Below are 18,955 nucleotides of genomic sequence, written 5' to 3' on the forward strand. Positions count from 1 at the left end.
GAAGGAGGATTCATGAGAGGTAAAGAATGTTTGACCGGACTTGCATGGGCGGTGATTCTTGCCGGATTTGCAGCTGCCATGCTGTTTCCGATTGGCCTTACGCTAGTAAGTTCTTTGATGACGGAAGCGGAGCTTAGCCAAAATTACGATTTAATCGGACAAATGGTGGATACGGCCAGCGGCGGGAAGGATGCTTTCGTTAATCTGAAGCTGCTGCCGGACTGGCTGTCATTCGAACAATACGCGAAGGTGTTGTTCCTGAGCCCGAAGTTTCTTCATATGTTCTGGAATTCAGCCGGACTTGCAGGGCCTATCGTAATCGGTCAGATTTTGGTCGGTTCGTTGGCGGCTTACGCTTTCGCTATGCTGCGGTTTCCGGGAAGGGATAAGCTGTTTCTCGTCTATTTGATGACGATGCTTATGCCTTTCCAGGTTACGCTCGTCCCCAATTATCTGGTTATCGACAAGCTTGGGCTCATGAACCATCCTTCAGCAATCGTGCTGCCGGGCATATTCGGCGCGTTTGGCGTGTTTATGCTGCGGCAATTTATGGCCCATATTCCCTATGCGCTTTCGGAAGCTGCCAAAGTCGACGGAGCAGGTCCGTTTATTATCTTTTGGCAGGTTGTTCTTCCGCTGGCCAAGCCGGGTCTCGCCGCGCTGGCAGTGTTGCTGTTCGTTGATTATTGGAACATGATCGAGCAGCCGCTTATTTTCTTGCAGGACGTTGCCAAGCAGCCGTTGTCACTCTATTTGGCGCAAATCAATCAGTCGGAACGGGGGGCCGGGTTTGCCGCTTCCGCGTTGTATATGGCCCCGATGGTGCTTTTGTTCCTGTATGCGGAGTCTTATTTCGTGGCAGGAATTCAACATTCGGGCATAAAAGGATAATCTCAGGAGTGAATGCAATGGAGGAAAGAAAGTCCGTTTCCGGCAAACGGAAGCTGCGGCTGCTTGCCGGTCTGTTTCTGATCCTGCTCGCGATATGCACCCTTGCGGGAAATACGATACGGAACCTGTCTTTGCAGAAGGTCTATACGCAAACCGCATTCAAAGGTTCGGTCATGCATGAATTCGAAGGCAAAGCGACTGTTCAACCGGAGCAGACGCAAGCCCTTATGAATCCGGCAGGCTGGAAGGTGAAGCAGGTGCTTGTTAAACAAGGGGATAAAGTAACGAAAGGCCAGAAACTAATCGAATATGACGGCAGCGAAGCGATGCTTCAGCTGGATGATATGAAGACAAGTCTCAAGAAGCAGCAATTGTCCATGAATCAGCTCCAAACGGATTATATTACGGCGGTAACCGGAGGCGACGAGAGTGCCCTCTCTGCCGCTAAGGTTGCGCTGGATTCCGCCAAGCTTGACATGGCCTCGCAGGAAAATCACATACAAAGCCTTCAAAAGAGCATAATCGATAGCCAATCGGTTTCCGCGCCTTTTGCGGGCATTGTAACCGAGGTTAATGCGCTGGCTGGTTCGGGTCCCGGCGGTGGGCCGGATATTGTACTCGCAAATGCATCCAAAGGCTTTAATATCCAACTGCAGGTACCGGGCGATATAGCCCGACTGCTGGAAATCGGAGAAACGCTCGAGCAATTGAAGATCACGGGCAAGGACACGGAACAGCTTACAGGAACGATAACAACTATCGATAATGACGTGAATGGCGCAGCCCTGGATACGCCAGACAGCGGCACATTGCATGCAAACGATTCCAGTTCCATTCCAGGTACCGTAACGGTTCGGCTCCATGACAATCAGCTGATTGGCGGCGAACGTGTACAGGTGAAAATTGTGAAGAGCAACAGCGAAGCCATCCTTACGCTGCCGAACGAAGCCGTGCATCAGGATGATCAAGGAGCTTATGTATTTACGTTGGAAAGCAAGGAAGGACCACTCGGAAATGCCTATTATGCCGTAAAAAACCCAATTAAGGTAACTGACTCCAATGCGTATATGACGGCTGTTACGGAAGGGCTGTTCGAGGAGCAGGAGGTGATCGTAAGCAGTACCGGCTACCTGATAGACGGGGCGAGAGTAAGAAAGTAATAAGAAAAAGCCGCGATATTGCGGCTTTTCTTGTGGCTTCATTCCATTATAAATCAAGACCAATCATGGATTGCGCAAGAGCAGGGGTATCGGTGATCAGGCCGTCCACCTGAAATTTAAGCATTTCCTTCAAGTTGTGACGACCGTTCACCGTCCACACCCACACCTCTCGTCCGGAGGCATGCGCTCGATCGACGAGTTGTTTGGTTACCATAACCTGTTCAACCGTATAGAAGTCAACATCTAACGAAGAGAGATTGCCAACGGCGAAATACATGATCTGCCCAATGCGGATATCCGGAGACAGCTCGCGGATTTGCCGCAGCATCGTGCTGTCGAACGATTGGATATAGACTTCATTCTCCATCTCGTTGGCATGGATCAGGCGGATCACTTCCCGCACGAGGGGTTCGCTTGCTCCATGGGGCTTCAAATCCAGCAGCAGCTTAATCCGTCCCTTTGCTTCCGTTAATACTTGCTCAAGCGTAACGACGGGAATAGGAACGCCATCCGCATCCTGGCCGATGGACAGCTTGCTTATTTCCTCGTAAGTTAATTCATTAACGGATTTGTTCACGCCGGCCATCCGGTTAAGAGTAGCATCGTGATTCAAGACGGCAACGTTGTCTTTGGTTAATTGAATGTCGATTTCAACCGATTGAATACCTTTATTGATGGCGCTCTGAATGCCCGGCAGCGAGTTTTCCGGAGCGTTCTCCGTATCGCCGCGATGCGCGGAGATAAGGACGCTCCACTTGGCGTAGACCAGATGGCTGCTTGCTTTTAGACCAACAAATAAAGCAAGGCTCACATAAACAACGGCTAATAAAGCGAATAAGGCTCGTTTGTGAGTGAACCGCTTCATCATACCGGAAAGCGCATCTTCGAATCGTCCGATCGTACTGCGATACAACTTCAGATTATCCTGCAAATGCTGTCCGTTTTCCCGTTTGAGCACGTAGAATAACCGGGTCAGCACGATAATGTTGAGGGGCATGATCGCCAGCGTCAGCATGTACGTGAGAATGGTAGACAACGTTAACGAATAATGATCGGAGAATGCCTTCAGTACATTATGATTAAGCCAATGGGGCAAGAAGGAGACCGACGAAAGCGTTGCAAAGCCCGTACCGATAACAATCGCATTTATTAAAAATAATGAAGTGAGCACCTTGAAATGCTTGCCTCTCGTGAGATCGAGACTGCTCCGGATTGCGCGGCCGATAGAATGTCCCTCGAGTACGATATAATGCAGCACAAAAATCCATCGGAGCACCAAATAGATGGCTGCAACCAAGATGAGCATGTAAACAATGGACATCACAACGGACAGGTTCATGACGCTTCGCTCGAGTACTATAGGGAGATTAAACAGCGCATAGAACGATTCCGACATCGGCGAATCGACGAACGGAATCAACACGAGAAGCAAGACAAGCAGCTGGACGGTACCAAAGCCGAGTAGACTCGGCGTCTGCCGAAGCGCGGTAAGGAGGGCGTCCATGATAGCGATTCGTTTGCCGAAATAACTTTGTTGAACAAGAATTATAAGAACGCACAGCTCGATAAATATCGCGTAGGAAGCGACTAGAGCAATTACGGTAAGTCCAACCATGCTCTGCCAGCTTAAACCGAGCTGAACGATATCATCGTTCATAAGCGAACCGGATCCAAGAACCGTTAGGATACGGCTGAAGATTAACGTAATAATGGGGATAATGATAATGCTGGTTACCAGCATAAATAAATATTCAAACAATAAGAGCTGCGGATACGCTGCGCGGAAGTCGCGAAAGCTTCTACTGAGCAGCTTGAACATGAGATTCATCCTTTCTTGACAATCAGCATAGTTGAGGGTAGCTGCATTAACTTACCATACCGCATAAACAGTGACAATACCAGACTAGCTTAAGGGAAAGGATTGACAGAGGTAAATTTATCCAATATAATTCGAATAACTTCAATATTCAGATAAATGGCGACGAAGAGAAGAGTACCATCGTGATGTCTTGGACAGAGAACCCCGGCTAGCTGAGAAGGGGTAAAGATTACGGATGGGAACATGGCCTCTGAGCTGCGCACCGAACCCCAAGCGGTTGTAGATTGCGCCGGAACCCGCACCCGTTATCGTGCTAGAGTATAAACGCGGCCGCGTCGTACTTGAAGAGGTTAATGCCGCAAGGCATTAATAAAATTGGGTGGTAACACGTGAGGATAACTCTCGTCCCTTCGGGATGGGAGTTTTTTTGTTTTCATTTTTCAGAATTTAACGCAGGAGGAGATATCATGAACCCTATTTTTATTGGCGGCGCTTGGCCTTACGCGAATGGATCGCTGCATCTGGGTCGGCTCGCCAGCTTGCTGCCGGGAGATGTGCTGGCCCGTTATTACCGGGCGAAAGGCAATCCGGTTCTGTATGTTTCGGGCAGTGACTGCCATGGCACTCCGGTTGCCGTGCAAGCGCTGAAGGAAGGCGTATCGCCGGGGGATATAGCGGATCGTTATCACCGGGAATTTACGGAATGCTTTCAGAAGCTCGGGTTTATGTATGACCTGTATACGCGAACGGACCAGGAGTTTCACCATAAGGTTGTAAAAGAGTTGTTTCTTAGCTTATTGGAGAACGGATATTTGTACAAGAAAACGATTCAGCAGACCTATTGCGAGACGGACCGGAGATTTTTGCCCGACCGTTATGTAGAAGGGACTTGTCCGGTTTGCGGAAACCGGGCGCGCGGAGATCAATGCGATTATTGCTCCACTTTATTGGATCCTTCCGACCTGACGGATAAGACTTGCAAGATATGCGGCAATCCCCCGGTTGAACGCCCTACCGAGCATTATTATCTGGAGCTTTCCCGCTTTCAGGATATCCTGTCGGAGTATGTAGAGCATGCTCGCGGCTGGAAAGACAATGCGGTCCAAATAACGAAAAGATATCTGAGGGAAGGACTGCAAGACCGTGCGGTTACGAGAGATTTAACCTGGGGAGTAGATGTTCCCTTCAAAGGCTTCGAGGATAAAAAAATCTACGTTTGGATTGAAGCCGTATGCGGTTATTTGTCGGCAAGCAAGCAGTGGGCTGCTGAAACGGGAGGCAGCTGGGAGTTATTTTGGGAGGAAGGCAAGAATCCAATCACGGCATTTTACGTACACGGCAAAGACAATGTACCTTTTCATACGGTCATTTGGCCGGCGTTGTTGATGGGCGTCCGCGGTTTGCATCTGCCGGACCGTATTATTTCCTGCGAATATATGACCTTGGAAGGGAAGAAGTTCTCCACGAGCAATAACTGGGCCGTCTGGGTACCGGACATTCTAAGTCGTTATCAGCCGGATTCCATCCGTTACTTTCTGATTGCCAACGGTCCCGAGAACCGGGATACGGACTTCTCTTGGCGGGAATTCATTCATAGCCATAACGGCGAATTGCTTGGCGCATTCGGGAATTTAGTTAATCGTACGTTGTCTTTTATCGATAAATCGTTTGAAGGACTTATCCCCGAGGGTAATCTAAACGATGAATGGAAGCAGACGATAGACGACTGTTATACTAGAAGCGGAGCATTGATAGAAGAAGGGCATCTGAAAGAAGCTATTGAGCTCATATTCGCTTCCGTACGCCGGGCCAATAAGTACTTTGACGAACAGAAGCCATGGCTTCAGATCAAAGAAGATAAAGCGGCATGCGGAAATACGCTTCATGCATCCGTTCAGATCATTGCCAATTTGGCTCAATTGTTAAACCCTTTTATTCCTTTTGCCTGCGAAAAAACAAGAAATTTCCTGACGCTTGATCAAGCGGGATGGACGCAAACTTCCGTTCCCGCAAACCGCAAAATCAAGGATCTGAACATTTTGTTTGAACGGATTGACGTTAGCCGCATTGAGGAAGAAACAAACTTGTTAACAAAACAGCAGGAAATGAAAAAGGATCAATAAACCAATACTATGGTGCAAATGAAGATCAGGGAGGATGTCGATGGATCGAGGTAACCGAACGGTGCCATTTGGCCACGTTGAAGAGCCGGACACCCGAAAGGGGACGCTGGCGTATTATGACACGTTCCAGGACGTGTCGGAGCGGCAGCTGGAACAAGCGGCAGCGCTCGCTAAAGCAAGGTCATTTGTCAAGCTTGTACTCTATCCGCTCCATGAAGAAACGGCAAAACGCATGTGGAAACGTCCTATCGAGCCTTATTACAAGCGGGAGGACTTCCTGTTCGACTGGAGAAGGGAACACGGGGACGAAGGAATGATTGCGATTGAGAATTGGGAAGGGAAGCGCAAGAAATATACGCCTATCGAAGCGGCTATCCGTCATCTGATGGAGGCTTATCCGCCGCCGCTCTTCCTGTATGTCTCGCCGGAGACGGCAAACGCGTTTGCTTCGTATCATTCCTTCGAAGAATGGATCGGCAAGATCCGCTTGATCATCACGGAACCGCCGCCGGATGCGCATCCGAATCTGACCAAGTTTAGACATCGTTGGGATGTAGGTTAGAGCATTATTAATCTCGCGGAAGCAGCTGCCAAGCATTGGCGGCTGCTTTTATTATGCATACCGTTCCAAAGTTAGGACACGCATAAATTCCCTCGCATTGGTAAAACCTGAGAAAGCAAAAAGTCAGATTATGGTGATTAGCAGGTGATGGAATGCCAACAAGAAAAGTCAGAAGATTAGATGCCAAGCTGCTTATGCCAAGCCCAAGCAAAACGCTGGATAAATACAAGGGACAAAAAGTATCCGGCATCTTAGGGGACACCATTGCTTTTTTAGACGGAATCTTGGGCATAAACGAAGATTTTACGGTCCGTAAATTCAACGTATTTGGCCAATTTCCCGCTGCCATTATGTTTTTCTCCTGTATGGTCAATCAAGACAGCGTCAATGCGGACATTATGAAAGCACTGATGTACACGCCGCCGCATCTTATTGGGAGATCCATCGAGACCAGCCAGTTATCCGACGTGATTATGAACGACTCTCTCTATCACAGTAAAAGCAGCTTACAAGGTGAATTAACGGCGCTTGTAGATTGCATTTTGCGTGGGGATACGGTTATTGCCGTTGATGGGATGGAGGAATCCATCATCATTACGACACGATCCGTTGAAAAACGTTCCATCGAACAGCCCGCAACCGAGCAGGTTATAAGAGGGCCTCGCGAAGGCTTCATCGAGCCGCTTGGCACTAATATCTCTTTAATCCGATACAGGCTCCAGTCTCCGGATCTCCGCATTCAGACTATGGAGATTGGCCGTAGAACCAAATCAAAGGTAGCCGTCTGTTATATGGAGGGTATTACCAATCCGGCATTAGTGGAAGAGGTTCATAAACGTTTATCCAAGATCGATATCGATACGGTGCTGGATTCCGGCTATCTGGAGCAGTTTATCGAGGACAATCATTATTCACCATTCCCTCAGGTTCAATATACCGAACGCCCCGACAAAGTGGTTGCCAATCTGGCGGAAGGAAGGGTCTCTATTCTGGTAGACGGTTCGCCTTTGGCGTTGGTTGTGCCTACTGTGTTTAACCAGTTCTATCAGACGGTAGAGGATTATACGGAACGATTCCTTCTCATGAGCTCGATCCGTTTAGCCAGATTGATCGCTCTTGTCTTCTCGTTGGTTTTTCCGGCTTTATACGTCTCGATTATCTCCTACAATCCGGAGCTCATTCCAACCGATTTTGCGGTAGCCGTAGCCGGAGGAAGAGCGGGTGTTCCATTCCCGGCTGTTATCGAGGTCATCATCATCGAGATCTCCATGGAAGTACTTAGGGAAGCCACGATCCGATTGCCGCAGCAAGTCGGCGGAGCGCTTTCGATTGTAGGCGTGTTAGTTGTTGGTCAAGCAGCGGTAGCTGCCGGATTCGCGAGCCCTATTACGGTTGTAATTATCGCGTTAACGACGATCGGATCATTTGCCACACCGGCATATAACGCAGCCCTTGCGCTGCGGCTGCTTCGTTTTCCGCTCATCATTTTAGCAGGGACCTTTGGCCTTTACGGGGTAATGATCGGATTAATCCTGATTGCGAATCATCTCCTGTCCCTGAAGTCTTTCGGCGTTCCATACCTCAGCCCGCTTATTCCGGTTGACTTTCAAGGCTTGAAGGATCTACTGGTCAGAGGGCCGCTATGGCTGATGAACAAACGACCTGCGTTTCTGGATCCTGTTGAAGAAACGAGAATATCGGAATCGAAGTTTGAAGAGCTCAAAAAAACGTCAAAAAACGTGCTGGATCCTTTAAATGATAAGAGTGAGTAGGAGGAATCGTTAGATGGAGACCCGCCAGATTACAGTCATTCAGGCAGCCGCTGTTCTTGTCAGCACCATTATCGGCGTAGGCGTCCTCGCATTGCCGCTATTTGCGGTACGAGCTGCCGATTCTGGAGGACCACTTGTAACTTTTCTGGCTATGCTGCTTGCGTTTGTTGGGTTATTTCTGATTACCCGGCTCGGCATACGGTTTCCGAACGAGATGATTATCCAGTACAGCGAGAAGGTTATAGGCAAATGGCTCGCATGGATTGGCAGCTTGTCTATCATCCTGTTTTTTGCGGTACTCACTTCGTTAACAGCCCGGGAATTCGGCGAAGTCGTTGTTACTTCGGTCTTAAAGTCAACTCCGGTTGAAGTTACGGTAATCGCAATGCTGCTTCTCGCCGCTATCTCTACGCGTCACGGAATTACAACCTTCGCCCATATTCATACTTTTTATTTTCCGTTTTTGTTATTCCCTGCTCTTGTCATAGTTGCGTTGTCTTTAAAAAATGCGGAAGCGATTAACCTGCTGCCCATTTGGGGGAATGAACCGGGCGGGATGCTGAAAGGTACGCTGACCATTGCCGCACTTTTCCAAGGAGCATTCGTATTGACCGCCGTAATTCCGAATATGAAGCATCCGGAGAAGGCAATGAAGGCTAGCTTCTGGGGCATGATGATAGCCGGAGGGCTCTATGTTATTATCGTTGCGGCTACAGTTAGCGTGTTTGGTTCAGAGGAGATTAAACAGCTGCTCTGGCCAACCTTGGAATTGGCGAAGGCGACCTCATTGCCAGCTAACATTTTGGAGCGGCTCGATGCCTCTTTTCTCGCGGTATGGGTTACTGCGGTGTTTACAACGCTATTCTCCAGTTATTTCTTTACGATTTATTCGATGAGTCATCTATTTCGATTGCAAGAGCATAAGCTGTTTTCCTATTTTATTTTGCCTTTTGTTTTTGTAATGGCCATGCTGCCTAAAAACATTATTCAAATGTATGAAATCATTGAAAACGTCGGCCGCATCGGACTAATCATTACGATTGTCTACCCCGCTATATTGCTTATCGTTTCGATTCTTCGCAAGAAGAGAGGGAACCCTGTTGCAAACAATAAGAAAGTGGATCAAACTCATTAAAATACTTTGCGTGCTTATAATGGTCACGCCATTTCTCACCGGCTGCTGGGACAGGCTGGAAATTGAGGAACGGGCAGTTGTGCTCGGGGTATCTATTGATAAGGTAAATATGGAAAAAGCGGAAAAGGAAGAAGATGAAATCTCCCATTTGCGTGGAACTATTCCTAGTCCTGAGAAAAGTATGATTCGCGTTGCCGTGCAGATTGCTCTCCCTGGAAGAATTCCGTTAGGTCCAGGTGAAAGCGGAGGAGGAGGAGGGGGCTCCGTTGGAAAAACGGTTTGGGTGATTGACGTTGTTGGCCATAGCTTGAATGACGCTTTTATGAATTTGCAGCAGCAGGTATCCAGCAAGCTTTTTTTTGGACATCTGCGCGTCATTGTCATTTCTGAAGCCGTGGCAAGAAACGGCCTCGATAACATTAATGATTACTTCCGTCGCAACTCTGAAGTCCGGCGAATGGCATGGATGATGGTTGCGAAAGGACAAGCACGGAAACTTATGCTGGCTGCTCCGCCTCTGGAACGAGTTCCTACGCTTTATTTGATGTCAACGCTGGATCAAGGCATACGGATGGGGAAATTCCCGAAAGACTACATCGGCATTTTCTGGAGCAATGTATCTAAAAAAGGGCAGGAAGGCTTTTTACCGTATGTTGATATAAAGAAAGAACAAAATGTGGAAATCAAAGGTCTGGCTTACTTTGTCGGGGACCAAATGGTTGGAGTGACCAAGCCGTTAGAAATTGCGGGTTATTTGGGGATTAAAGGGATTAACCCCGCAGGCTACAGAGTATTCGTACAATTGGGCGATAAAGGACAGACCGTTATGACAACCGCAACGCATCGCCGGGCAAAAATACGAGTGCAAATCAAGGACGATATTCCTCATTTCACCATTGATATCGGAATTGAGCTTAACGTGGAAGGAAAGTTTAGCGACGAAGTTCAGATCAATAATCCGGATGTGCTGAGAATGATTGAGGAGAAGCAAAGAGAAGGTGCCGTCAAATCTTATTCCAAGGTTATTAAGGATTCACAAGCAAAAGGTTCGGATTATTTCGGATTTGGCGAAATCGTACGGGCTAAAAAACCCCATTATTGGAATAAACGAATCAAGACGGCGGAGGAATGGAGCAAAATGTATCCGAACTGTACCTTTGAAGTCAAAGTAGCATTGAAGGTACGGAGGGTCGGAATGAAGGCCGTATAATATCCTGATTTATTAAGGATGGGATTGCGAATGTTTGGCGGTTATACGATGGGATACCTGTATTACGCGATTACATTGTTTATTGTAAGCGGGTTGCTTGTCATTTACATCGATGTCAGGGATCTAGGCAATGAAAAAAAACAAAAGAAAGAATGGAAGGTTTCACGGTTTTTAGGATGGTTCAATATCGCTGCAGGCGTATTCCTGTGGGTTGGCGATATCATCATCGATTAGCTTGAACGCTTTATGAAACCCTCCTTCTTCAATTTCGTAAAAAAGTAAAAATAAACAAACATGCAGGAAGGAAGAGGCAGCTGAATGAGAACGCTGACGACACTCTTACTCGTCGTTTCGTCCATCATGTTAAGCGCTTGTTCTTTTTTGAAAGTGCTACTCAAACCGTGCAATACGGGGATCAAGCACAAGAGCATATCTATAGACTAACGGATTTCGCTGAGCAAGCACCGCAGATGGTGCAAGACGCTGCGACCAATCCCCAAACGAAGCAGCAGCTGGAGGACCGGCTTGTTGCGTTAAAAATTAACCGTATCGAAAATTTAGGTTCTTAGCAGCAAAGACCATCGGATTTCGGAGGAATAATCTTCGGATTCCGATGGGCTTTTTGTTTTAACGATATATCGAGTAGATTTGGTTATTTTCGAATAAATGTTTAACTTGTTCGGCCATAAACGGAGTGGAATGAGGCATGCCTCGGCGGATCCACCACTCGACGATGCCGATAAAGGCTGAAGCCATAAATTGGGTTTTTATCTCCTGGTCAATATCGGGCTGCCCATTCGTTTGTTCCATCTTGACCATCATGTTCACGGAGAAGAAATGCAGCAATTGGTCCCGGAACAGAAAAGTGCGTTCATTGGAAAACATAGCGGAGAAAAACGGGAAGTGGTCTTGGAAGTAATCAAATACCCGCTGGGGATCTCCTTCGCCCGATTCGCGATTTTTGCATATATCGATTATTTCGTTGATATGCTCTTCCGTACACTTGTCCAAAAGGTCGTATTTATCGCTGTAGTGCAAATAAACCGTACCGCGGTTTACGTTTGCTCGATCCGCAATCTCGTTAATGGTGATCTGTTCAAATTCTTTCTCCGTAAAAAGCTCAAGAAATGACCTCTTGATCGCCTGCTTCGTCCTTAAAATTCGGCGATCGGTCTTAGCCGCATTTTCCATGTTGTTCGTTTCCTCCAGAAGATAATCAACAATTGCGATGTGAGTGTCGGATATAAAACAAAAGCGCATCAATCAACCATTGAGAGGTTGAGGCATCTGTCTATAATGTAAATCAACGGCCGTTAAATATTCAACACGCGTTATCCAGGAGACACAACTTCATCATACAAAAGGAGAGTACTCATCATGGAAAATATGAAAGATAAAGTGGTCATCATAACGGGGGCTTCAAGCGGAATAGGAGAAGAAACGGCAAAGCTGCTTGCGCTAAACGGAGCGAAGGTTGTTTTAGCGGCAAGGAGAGAGGATCGACTCCGGGCGGTTGTTAATGACATTAAACAATCAGGTGGAGAAGCTGCTTCCGTTCGAGCGGATGTCGTATCCGCTGAAGATATGAATAGCCTGGCTCAATTTGCCCTAGACAAATACGGCCGCATCGATGTCTTGGTGAATAACGCCGGCATTATGCCGAACTCCAGATTAGACGAGCTTCGTGTAGAAGAGTGGGAGCAAATGATTGACGTCAACATTAAAGGCGTGTTGTACGGAATCGCGGCGGTACTGCCAATCATGCGCGGGCAAAAGTCCGGACATATCATTAACCTGACTTCCACCGCAGGCTATCAGGTGTCCCCGACGTCTGCCGTATATTCGGCAACTAAGTTCGCCGTTCGTGCGATCTCGGAAGGATTGCGCCTCGAAGAGTCCGCTACGTCGGGTATCCGATCTACCTTAGTGGCACCTGGCTTGACGCAAACGGAGCTATTCAGCAGCATTGCTAGTCCGGAGGTGCAAGCAATGGTCAGCAATTTGGGGATTGCTCCAGCCAGCATTGCGAAAGCGATCGCCTATGCAATCGGTGAACCAGATGATACTCTGGTAAGCGAAATTATGGTACGACCAACCGCATTAGCTTAAAGCATACCGGTTTAGGAGACTGCCGATAATAAGGTATCGGCAGTCTTTGCTTAGAGCAACGACTTGACACACAATGAAATTCGCAGTATTGTTAACTCGCAAATAATTAAATAATTAATTATAAAGGAGGCTAACCGTATAGAAAAATGGGATCCGTTTGAGAAGCCTCTTCTCGAAATCGATGTATTTCTCACGATTTATAAAACCAGTCATCATCTGGTCCAAAAGCTGGAAGAGCATTTAGGGAAGTTTGATTTAACGCTTGGCCGATGGTGCTTGCTGGTCGCCTTGAAAAGAGGCGGAAAGCCAATGCTTCCGTCCGAATTAAGCGATGACCTCGCCGTGACCAGGGCGAATATCAGTAACTTGCTGAATACGTTGGAGAAGGCTGGGAGGATCCAGAGAGATTTTGACCCCTCTAACCGAAGACGGATACTTGTCCGATTAACTTCTCAAGGCGAGGATCTGATTGAAAAGGTGTGGCCTGTTTACGAGGATACAATCAAAGAACATATCGGAAAGCTATCGCGGAAAAATCAGTCTAATCTGAAACAATTGTTGAACACTTTATTCTAAATCACGATTACCGTCCTGGAATAGGACGGCTTACACCAAATAGTTAATCAATTAATTATTAATTAGTTAATATAATAAATAATTGCTCAAAGGAGACTGAACTTATGTTAAACGATAAAGTTGTCATTATTACCGGCGGTGGAGCCGGTATCGGATTTGCCGCCGCGCAAATGTTCGCTGCGAAGGGAGCTAAGGTGCTCATTACAGGACGGAGGGCGGAAGTTCTGGAAGAGATTACGGCAAAGCATCCGAATATCAAAGGGGTTGTCGCTGATGCAAGCGATCCCGATTCGGCGGCCGATACGGTTTCGGCAGCAATCGATCTGTGGGGACGAATAGACATTATTATCAATAACGCGGGAGCAGGCGGCATTATGCCGCTTGAGCATGTGAGCGCGCAAGCGATTACGGATATTTTCGCGGTGAATGTCCTGGGACCTACTCTTCTTGCCGCAGCCGCTATTCCTCATCTTGAGAAGACTAAGGGATTAATCATCAATATGTCGAGCACATTTGGCAGTAAAGCTGGAGCTAATCTGTCGCTATACGGTTCGAGCAAAGCTGCAATGGAATATATGACGCGAAGCTGGGCGCTTGAGCTTGCTCCGAAAGGCATTCGCGTAAATGCCATCGCTTCCGGGCCGGTGGAAACTTCTTTTCTCGAGGAGAGAATGGGACTAACGCTAGAGCAGGCCGAAGCAGTGAAAGAGTATGAACGTCGGAGCATACCGCTTGGCCGCCGCGGAGAGCCTGCCGACGTTGCGGCATGGATCGTGTCTCTTGCCAAGCCGGGTATGGGCTGGATAACGGGCCAGGTTATCGCCGTAGACGGCGGTCTGAACATCACTTAAAACTTTTTCGATGCGGATGTCACAAATCAAAGTCGTCGATTGTCTTAATAACGTCACAACAAATTCGAGGAGGAATACAAAATGACACAACGTGTAAATTATATGCAGCAATCGCCGGAGTTTACTAAAAAGATGATGGACCTCAGCTATGCGGAGAAAACCAGTTCCATTGAAACGAGCATTATTCATCTCGTCCATATCCGGGCTTCCCAAATGAACGGCTGCGGATTCTGTCTGGATATGCATGTGAAAGAAGCTAAAATTCACGGCGAGAGAGAATTGCGTCTTTACCATCTTGCTATCTGGAGAGAATCCACGTTGTTCGACGCTCGTGAAAGAGCTGCGCTTGCTTGGACCGAGGTTTTGACTAAACTGCCGGAGCATGGCGTATCCGACGAAATCTACAACCGTGTTCGCGAACAATTCACGGAGAAAGAGATTTCCGACCTGACTTACTCGATCATGGCGATCAATGCTTGGAACCGAGCAAACGTAGCTTTTAGAACAGAACCTGGCTCCGCCGACGCTGCATTTGGTTTAACCAAAGCCAGCTTGAACTAATCATAACAATTATAAAAACAGAGATAGGGAGAGAAACCGTATGAAAATCGTCGTTATTGGCGGCAGCGGACTAATTGGGAAAAAGCTGGTCGGCAATCTAAAACAATTGGGTCATGAAGTCATAGCCGCATCACCGTCGCTAGGCATCAATAGCGTTACGGGCGAAGGTCTGACCGATGCCTTAAACGGAGCAGAGGTAGTTGTTGATGTAACGAATTCTCCTTCTTTCGAAGACAAGGCTGTTCTGGAGTTTTTCGAGACCTCAACCCGCAATCTTCTTGCCGCCGAAGAAGCTGCTGGCGTTAAACATCATGTTGCTTTGTCGGTTGTTGGTACAGACGGTCTGCTCCAAAGCGGCTATTTCCGGGCCAAAATCGCGCAAGAGAACTTGATTAAGGCTTCCAAAATTCCGTATACCATTGTACGGGCTACTCAGTTCTTCGAGTTTGTGGGCGGCATTGCTTATACGTCTACAGAAGGGGATAAGGTGCGTTTATCGTCGGCTGATGTACAGCCTATTGCGGCGGAAGACGTATCCGAAGTACTTGTCGACTTTACGCTTGATAAACCGTCGAACGGAATCCGTGAAATTGCCGGCCCCAAGAAGTTTGGTCTCGACGAATTTGTCCGTCAATATTTGATCGCAACCCAAGATACCCGTCAGGTTGTAACCGATGATAATGCTCCGTACTTCGGCACAGAGCTGAAGAAGTCCTCGCTTGTACCGGATGACAGCTCTGCACGGCTTACCTCTGCGCGTTATGCGGATTGGCTGAAAAGTATTGCCGTTCACGTCTAAAATACAGATCATAGTGAGCACAAAAAGAAAGGAGATCCGTCAAAGGTCTCCTTTCTTTAATGCTTAGGTTTATAAATGGATGATTACATTACCTCTGTTTATTGCCATCTCGGATAGATCCGTCTATATTAGGTAATGTTCTATTTATATTGATTTCGTTATAATCAGATATAAAAGAAAGTGGAGGAGAAAGTTGATTAGCGCTCATGATTTTTGGCTTCCTATCCGGCTATCCTTACTAGTAGCCTTGTTCTCAAGCCTTTTTGTGCTGGTTCTCGGAGTAGCTGCAGCATGGTGGATATCCCGCGCTAAGCTAAAAGGCAAGATATTCATTGAAACCGTATTTATGCTGCCGCTGGTCCTTCCGCCAACGGTAGTCGGTTTTTTATTGCTCGTGTTGTTGGGAAGGAGAAGCTGGTTTGGTCAGGCGATCGAATGGCTGTTCTCGGCTCCGGTTATATTTACGTGGTGGGCTGCGGTTATCGCTGCGGTTGTCGTCTCTTTTCCGCTGGTGTATCAAACGATGAAAGTTGGCTTTCAATCCGTCGACAAAAAATTAGAAGAGGCCGGGCGGTCGATTGGGGCGAATGAATGGCAGGTTTTCCGGCACATAACAATGCCGCTAGCGTTCCGATCGCTTATTTCGGCCTATATTCTTGGCTTTGCACGCGGGTTAGGCGAGTTTGGCGCTACCCTGATGATAGCGGGGAACATTCCGGGCAAGACTCAAACGATACCTACCGCGATTTATGTAGCCGTTGATTCCGGCAATACCACGCTGGCTTGGGCATGGACAGGCTCCATCATTGTAATCTCATTTGTCCTGCTCTTAATAAGCAGACGATAACGGAAAGCAGCTGCCGAACTTTTTCGGAAGCTGTTTTTTTGTAATGAAATATTCACTATTCCTTCAATGAACAGCCACATGGCTGGCAATATTAAGGCATGTGAAAGGGTATAATCGACCTAAGGAAGGAGTGCATTCTATGAAAACCAGCCTATTAAAATCCCCAACCATGTGGCTTGTTTTAGCGATAATTATGATATGTGCTTTATTTTTCGTCTTCTTTTCCTCATCAAACACGAAGACAAATGCGGAAGCACCTGCCGTTTCCATGCAGGATGGTTATCAGGTGGTTACGATCCAAGCCAAGAAGGACGGCTTTTACCCATCAAAAATTGAAGTGAAGGCCGGAGTTCCCGTAAAGCTGAACTTTGTTAAAAATACCTCTTTCACCTGCATAACAAGCGTAGATTCGGATGATCTTGGGTTTGATCTTTATTTGAAAAAAGGGGAGAATTACACGACGTTGGATCTTTTAAAGCCCGGCTCGTATCAATTTGATTGCGGAATGTATATGTACCACGGAACGATAACGGTCGTTGCCTGATTGCCATAGAATGAACCTTAATTAAAAGCTGCAGATTAACGATCTGCAGCTTTTTTTGCAAGATTAATAGATTCCTTTGTTTAGAAGCCTATGTCCGAGGTACATAATGACTGCATTTCGGGTAACGCTATAAGATAGCATCCTTTTGCGATATCTAGAGTTAGGAGAATACATGAACATGACGAACAGCGAAAGTGTAGTGGAAAAAATAAAAGAATATTCAATCCCGCTAAAAAGCGCGGGGGATCTTGACCCATTAATCCAAGCCATTGGAGATGCGGATTTTGTATTGTTGGGCGAAGCCTCTCACGGGACGTCCGAGTTTTATACTTGGAGAACGGAGTTGTCCAAGAGACTTATTGCCGAGAAAGGTTTCTCTTTTATTGCGGTGGAAGGGGATTGGCCCTCCTGTTATACACTTAATCGTTATGTAAAACAGTATAACGGCGCTGCTCCAAATCCGAGAGAGGCGCTCCGCGACTATAACCGTTGGCCGACCTGGATGTGGGCGAATGAAGAAATTTTGCAATTAACGGAATGGCTTCATGATTACAATCGTTCCCAACCTTTGGAGACGAAGATTGGATTTTACGGCATTGACGTATACAGCTTGTGGGAATCCATGGATGAAATTTTGAAGCATTTGGAGAAAACGGGCTCGCCGGAGTTGGATACGGCACGCAAGGCGTTTGCCTGCTTTGATCCTTATAACCGCGAACCGCAAAACTACGGGGTTTCCGCTGCCTTTTTATCCGAAAGCTGTGAAGAAGAAGTTGTACAGTTGTTGAAAGACCTTCAAAGCAAGAGACAGCAGAGCGATATTCGCGATGAAGCGCTTCTGAGCGATGAGCTGAACGCACTGGTAGCCGTAAACGCCGAACGTTACTATCAGTCGATGGTGCGGGGAGGACCCGAATCCTGGAACGTACGGGATCAGCACATGGTAGAAGCGCTGGACAGTATCAAAGCCTTTCACGGCCAAGGAGCCAAGGCTATCGTATGGGAGCATAATACTCATATTGGCGATGCCCGCGCAACGGATATGCTCGAAGACGGAATGGTGAATGTCGGCCAGCTGGTTCGGGAGAAATACGGGGAGGACCGGGTATATGCCATCGGTTTCGGTACGCATAGGGGAACCGTTATTGCTTCCGATCAATGGGGCGGAGAAATAAAAACGATGGCCGTGCCGGAAGCCCGGAAGGACAGCTGGGAGGATCTGATGCATCGCGCAGGCGCTTTTGATAAATTCCTGCTGTTCAATAAACAAGATTTTTTCATTTCAGAGCCGATTGGGCACCGAGCGATAGGAGTTGTCTATAACCCTCGGCGAGAGCGTGGGAATTACGTTCCTTCTGTTCTGCCGCACAGATACAATGCGTTTATTCACATCGAGGAGTCGCATGCGCTATCACCGTTGAATCAAGAAGTAATGCATATTTGAACAGGAAAAAGGGATATTCCTCAAACAGGAACATCCCTTTCTTCTCCTTTATACAAGGGCGCCAGCCTTCTCCGCGATTGCTACCGCTTGTTCATAATCTTCTTCATCGATAACAACAGTCAGAAGAATGTCGCGTCCGGCTGTTTCATAAGCTTGTTCTCCTGCACTCATACCGCTTGCGCTAACATTTGCTGCCGCAAGAATGGCGGCATCCCGATCAGGGAAATCCCCTCCCAAAGTCAGGTAGCCAAGCCCGGGAAAATCGCCTGTTATCGGGTTGCGAATCCGATCCGATCCGTCGCCCGGATAACCGTCAAACCGGTTTATGGAGCTGTCTATAAGCTTTAACGATTTTATTTGCTCGAGTGCTTTTTCGGCTTGCTCGGGACTTTTGAAATAAGCGAGAATGTTTTTTTCCGCCATGGCAATCCCCCGGTTCTACGTAATCATTAGTCAGGTTCCATGGTGTATATTGCACGTAGAGCCTGAGATCTATGCACTACGGATACCGGTTAAGTGCTTATTCGTATGAAATTGACGATTTCGTCCACC

At 47.4% G+C, this 18,955-nt stretch carries 20 protein-coding genes and 1 other annotated feature; of the genes, 17 read left to right on the top strand and 3 right to left on the bottom strand.

The genetic code is table 11. The features are described 5' to 3' along the window. The first annotated feature begins 12 nt into the window (after positions 1-12). Positions 13-891: a carbohydrate ABC transporter permease gene (locus tag WFJ73_RS12875; RefSeq protein ID WP_336773440.1), complete on the top strand. Its 879-nt coding sequence runs from the start codon at positions 13-15 to the stop codon at positions 889-891. Positions 892-908: 17 nt separating this feature from the next. Then, the gene (locus tag WFJ73_RS12880) at positions 909-2,051 is read left to right on the top strand and encodes an efflux RND transporter periplasmic adaptor subunit (RefSeq protein ID WP_336773441.1); all 1,143 of its coding nucleotides are present in this window, start codon (positions 909-911) and stop codon (positions 2,049-2,051) included. Between the two features lie 46 nt (positions 2,052-2,097). Here WFJ73_RS12880 and WFJ73_RS12885 read toward each other — a convergent pair whose 3' ends face one another. Beyond that, positions 2,098-3,870, bottom strand: a complete 1,773-nt coding sequence (locus WFJ73_RS12885; protein WP_336773442.1) for a glycerophosphodiester phosphodiesterase — start codon at positions 3,868-3,870, stop codon at positions 2,098-2,100. 153 nt (positions 3,871-4,023) lie between these two features. Continuing rightward, positions 4,024-4,283, top strand: a binding site (T-box leader). Positions 4,284-4,337: 54 nt separating this feature from the next. Between WFJ73_RS12885 and metG the strand changes: the two genes are divergently transcribed. The 7 genes from metG to WFJ73_RS12920 all read left to right on the top strand — a co-directional run bounded on the left by metG (position 4,338) and on the right by WFJ73_RS12920 (position 11,241). Then, positions 4,338-5,993 carry a methionine--tRNA ligase gene (metG, locus tag WFJ73_RS12890; protein WP_336773443.1) on the top strand — a complete coding sequence of 552 codons (1,656 nt, stop codon included), beginning with the start codon at positions 4,338-4,340 and terminating at the stop codon, positions 5,991-5,993. A 40-nt stretch (positions 5,994-6,033) separates the two neighbouring features. Then, complete coding sequence (locus WFJ73_RS12895) at positions 6,034-6,555, top strand: hypothetical protein (protein WP_336773444.1); 522 nt, start codon at positions 6,034-6,036, stop codon at positions 6,553-6,555. A gap of 152 nt (positions 6,556-6,707) precedes the next feature. Continuing rightward, positions 6,708-8,327, top strand: a complete 1,620-nt coding sequence (locus WFJ73_RS12900; RefSeq protein WP_336773445.1) for a spore germination protein — start codon at positions 6,708-6,710, stop codon at positions 8,325-8,327. A gap of 13 nt (positions 8,328-8,340) precedes the next feature. Continuing rightward, positions 8,341-9,462 (top strand): GerAB/ArcD/ProY family transporter, encoded by a 1,122-nt coding sequence (locus WFJ73_RS12905; protein WP_336773446.1) that lies wholly within the window; start codon positions 8,341-8,343, stop codon positions 9,460-9,462. Beyond that, complete coding sequence (locus WFJ73_RS12910) at positions 9,428-10,672, top strand: Ger(x)C family spore germination protein (RefSeq protein WP_336773447.1); 1,245 nt, start codon at positions 9,428-9,430, stop codon at positions 10,670-10,672. Before WFJ73_RS12905 ends, WFJ73_RS12910 begins: the two co-directional genes overlap by 35 nt. A gap of 30 nt (positions 10,673-10,702) precedes the next feature. Continuing rightward, positions 10,703-10,906 carry a CLC_0170 family protein gene (locus tag WFJ73_RS12915; protein ID WP_336773448.1) on the top strand — a complete coding sequence of 68 codons (204 nt, stop codon included), beginning with the start codon at positions 10,703-10,705 and terminating at the stop codon, positions 10,904-10,906. Positions 10,907-11,073: 167 nt separating this feature from the next. Then, positions 11,074-11,241, top strand: coding sequence for a DUF6376 family protein (locus WFJ73_RS12920; RefSeq protein ID WP_336773449.1), 168 nt, complete (start codon positions 11,074-11,076; stop codon positions 11,239-11,241). A 58-nt stretch (positions 11,242-11,299) separates the two neighbouring features. Here WFJ73_RS12920 and WFJ73_RS12925 read toward each other — a convergent pair whose 3' ends face one another. Continuing rightward, entirely contained in the window at positions 11,300-11,863 is a 564-nt protein-coding gene (locus WFJ73_RS12925; RefSeq protein ID WP_336773450.1) for a TetR/AcrR family transcriptional regulator, read from the bottom strand. Between the two features lie 186 nt (positions 11,864-12,049). Here WFJ73_RS12925 and WFJ73_RS12930 point away from each other — a divergent pair, with 186 nt between their 5' ends. From WFJ73_RS12930 to WFJ73_RS12960, 8 genes are all read left to right on the top strand, one after another. Beyond that, positions 12,050-12,781, top strand: coding sequence for an SDR family oxidoreductase (locus WFJ73_RS12930; RefSeq protein ID WP_336773451.1), 732 nt, complete (start codon positions 12,050-12,052; stop codon positions 12,779-12,781). Between the two features lie 228 nt (positions 12,782-13,009). After that, positions 13,010-13,357 (top strand): MarR family winged helix-turn-helix transcriptional regulator, encoded by a 348-nt coding sequence (locus WFJ73_RS33380; RefSeq protein WP_442955949.1) that lies wholly within the window; start codon positions 13,010-13,012, stop codon positions 13,355-13,357. Positions 13,358-13,461: 104 nt separating this feature from the next. Next, positions 13,462-14,208: an SDR family NAD(P)-dependent oxidoreductase gene (locus WFJ73_RS12935; protein WP_336773452.1), complete on the top strand. Its 747-nt coding sequence runs from the start codon at positions 13,462-13,464 to the stop codon at positions 14,206-14,208. A gap of 81 nt (positions 14,209-14,289) precedes the next feature. Next, entirely contained in the window at positions 14,290-14,769 is a 480-nt protein-coding gene (locus WFJ73_RS12940) for a carboxymuconolactone decarboxylase family protein (RefSeq protein WP_336773453.1), read from the top strand. A gap of 40 nt (positions 14,770-14,809) precedes the next feature. After that, positions 14,810-15,568, top strand: coding sequence for an SDR family oxidoreductase (locus tag WFJ73_RS12945; protein WP_336773454.1), 759 nt, complete (start codon positions 14,810-14,812; stop codon positions 15,566-15,568). A 193-nt stretch (positions 15,569-15,761) separates the two neighbouring features. Further along, the gene (gene modB / locus WFJ73_RS12950; RefSeq protein WP_336773455.1) at positions 15,762-16,415 is read left to right on the top strand and encodes a molybdate ABC transporter permease subunit; all 654 of its coding nucleotides are present in this window, start codon (positions 15,762-15,764) and stop codon (positions 16,413-16,415) included. Positions 16,416-16,608: 193 nt separating this feature from the next. Beyond that, positions 16,609-16,959 (top strand): cupredoxin domain-containing protein, encoded by a 351-nt coding sequence (locus WFJ73_RS12955; RefSeq protein WP_336773586.1) that lies wholly within the window; start codon positions 16,609-16,611, stop codon positions 16,957-16,959. A 178-nt stretch (positions 16,960-17,137) separates the two neighbouring features. Further along, entirely contained in the window at positions 17,138-18,403 is a 1,266-nt protein-coding gene (locus tag WFJ73_RS12960; RefSeq protein WP_336773456.1) for an erythromycin esterase family protein, read from the top strand. A 48-nt stretch (positions 18,404-18,451) separates the two neighbouring features. Here WFJ73_RS12960 and WFJ73_RS12965 read toward each other — a convergent pair whose 3' ends face one another. Next, positions 18,452-18,826 (bottom strand): hypothetical protein, encoded by a 375-nt coding sequence (locus WFJ73_RS12965; RefSeq protein WP_336773457.1) that lies wholly within the window; start codon positions 18,824-18,826, stop codon positions 18,452-18,454. Between the last annotated feature and the right edge of the window lie 129 nt (positions 18,827-18,955).

The sequence above is a fragment of the Paenibacillus sp. MMO-58 genome (assembly GCF_037146255.1).
GTDB lineage: Bacteria > Bacillota > Bacilli > Paenibacillales > Paenibacillaceae > Pristimantibacillus.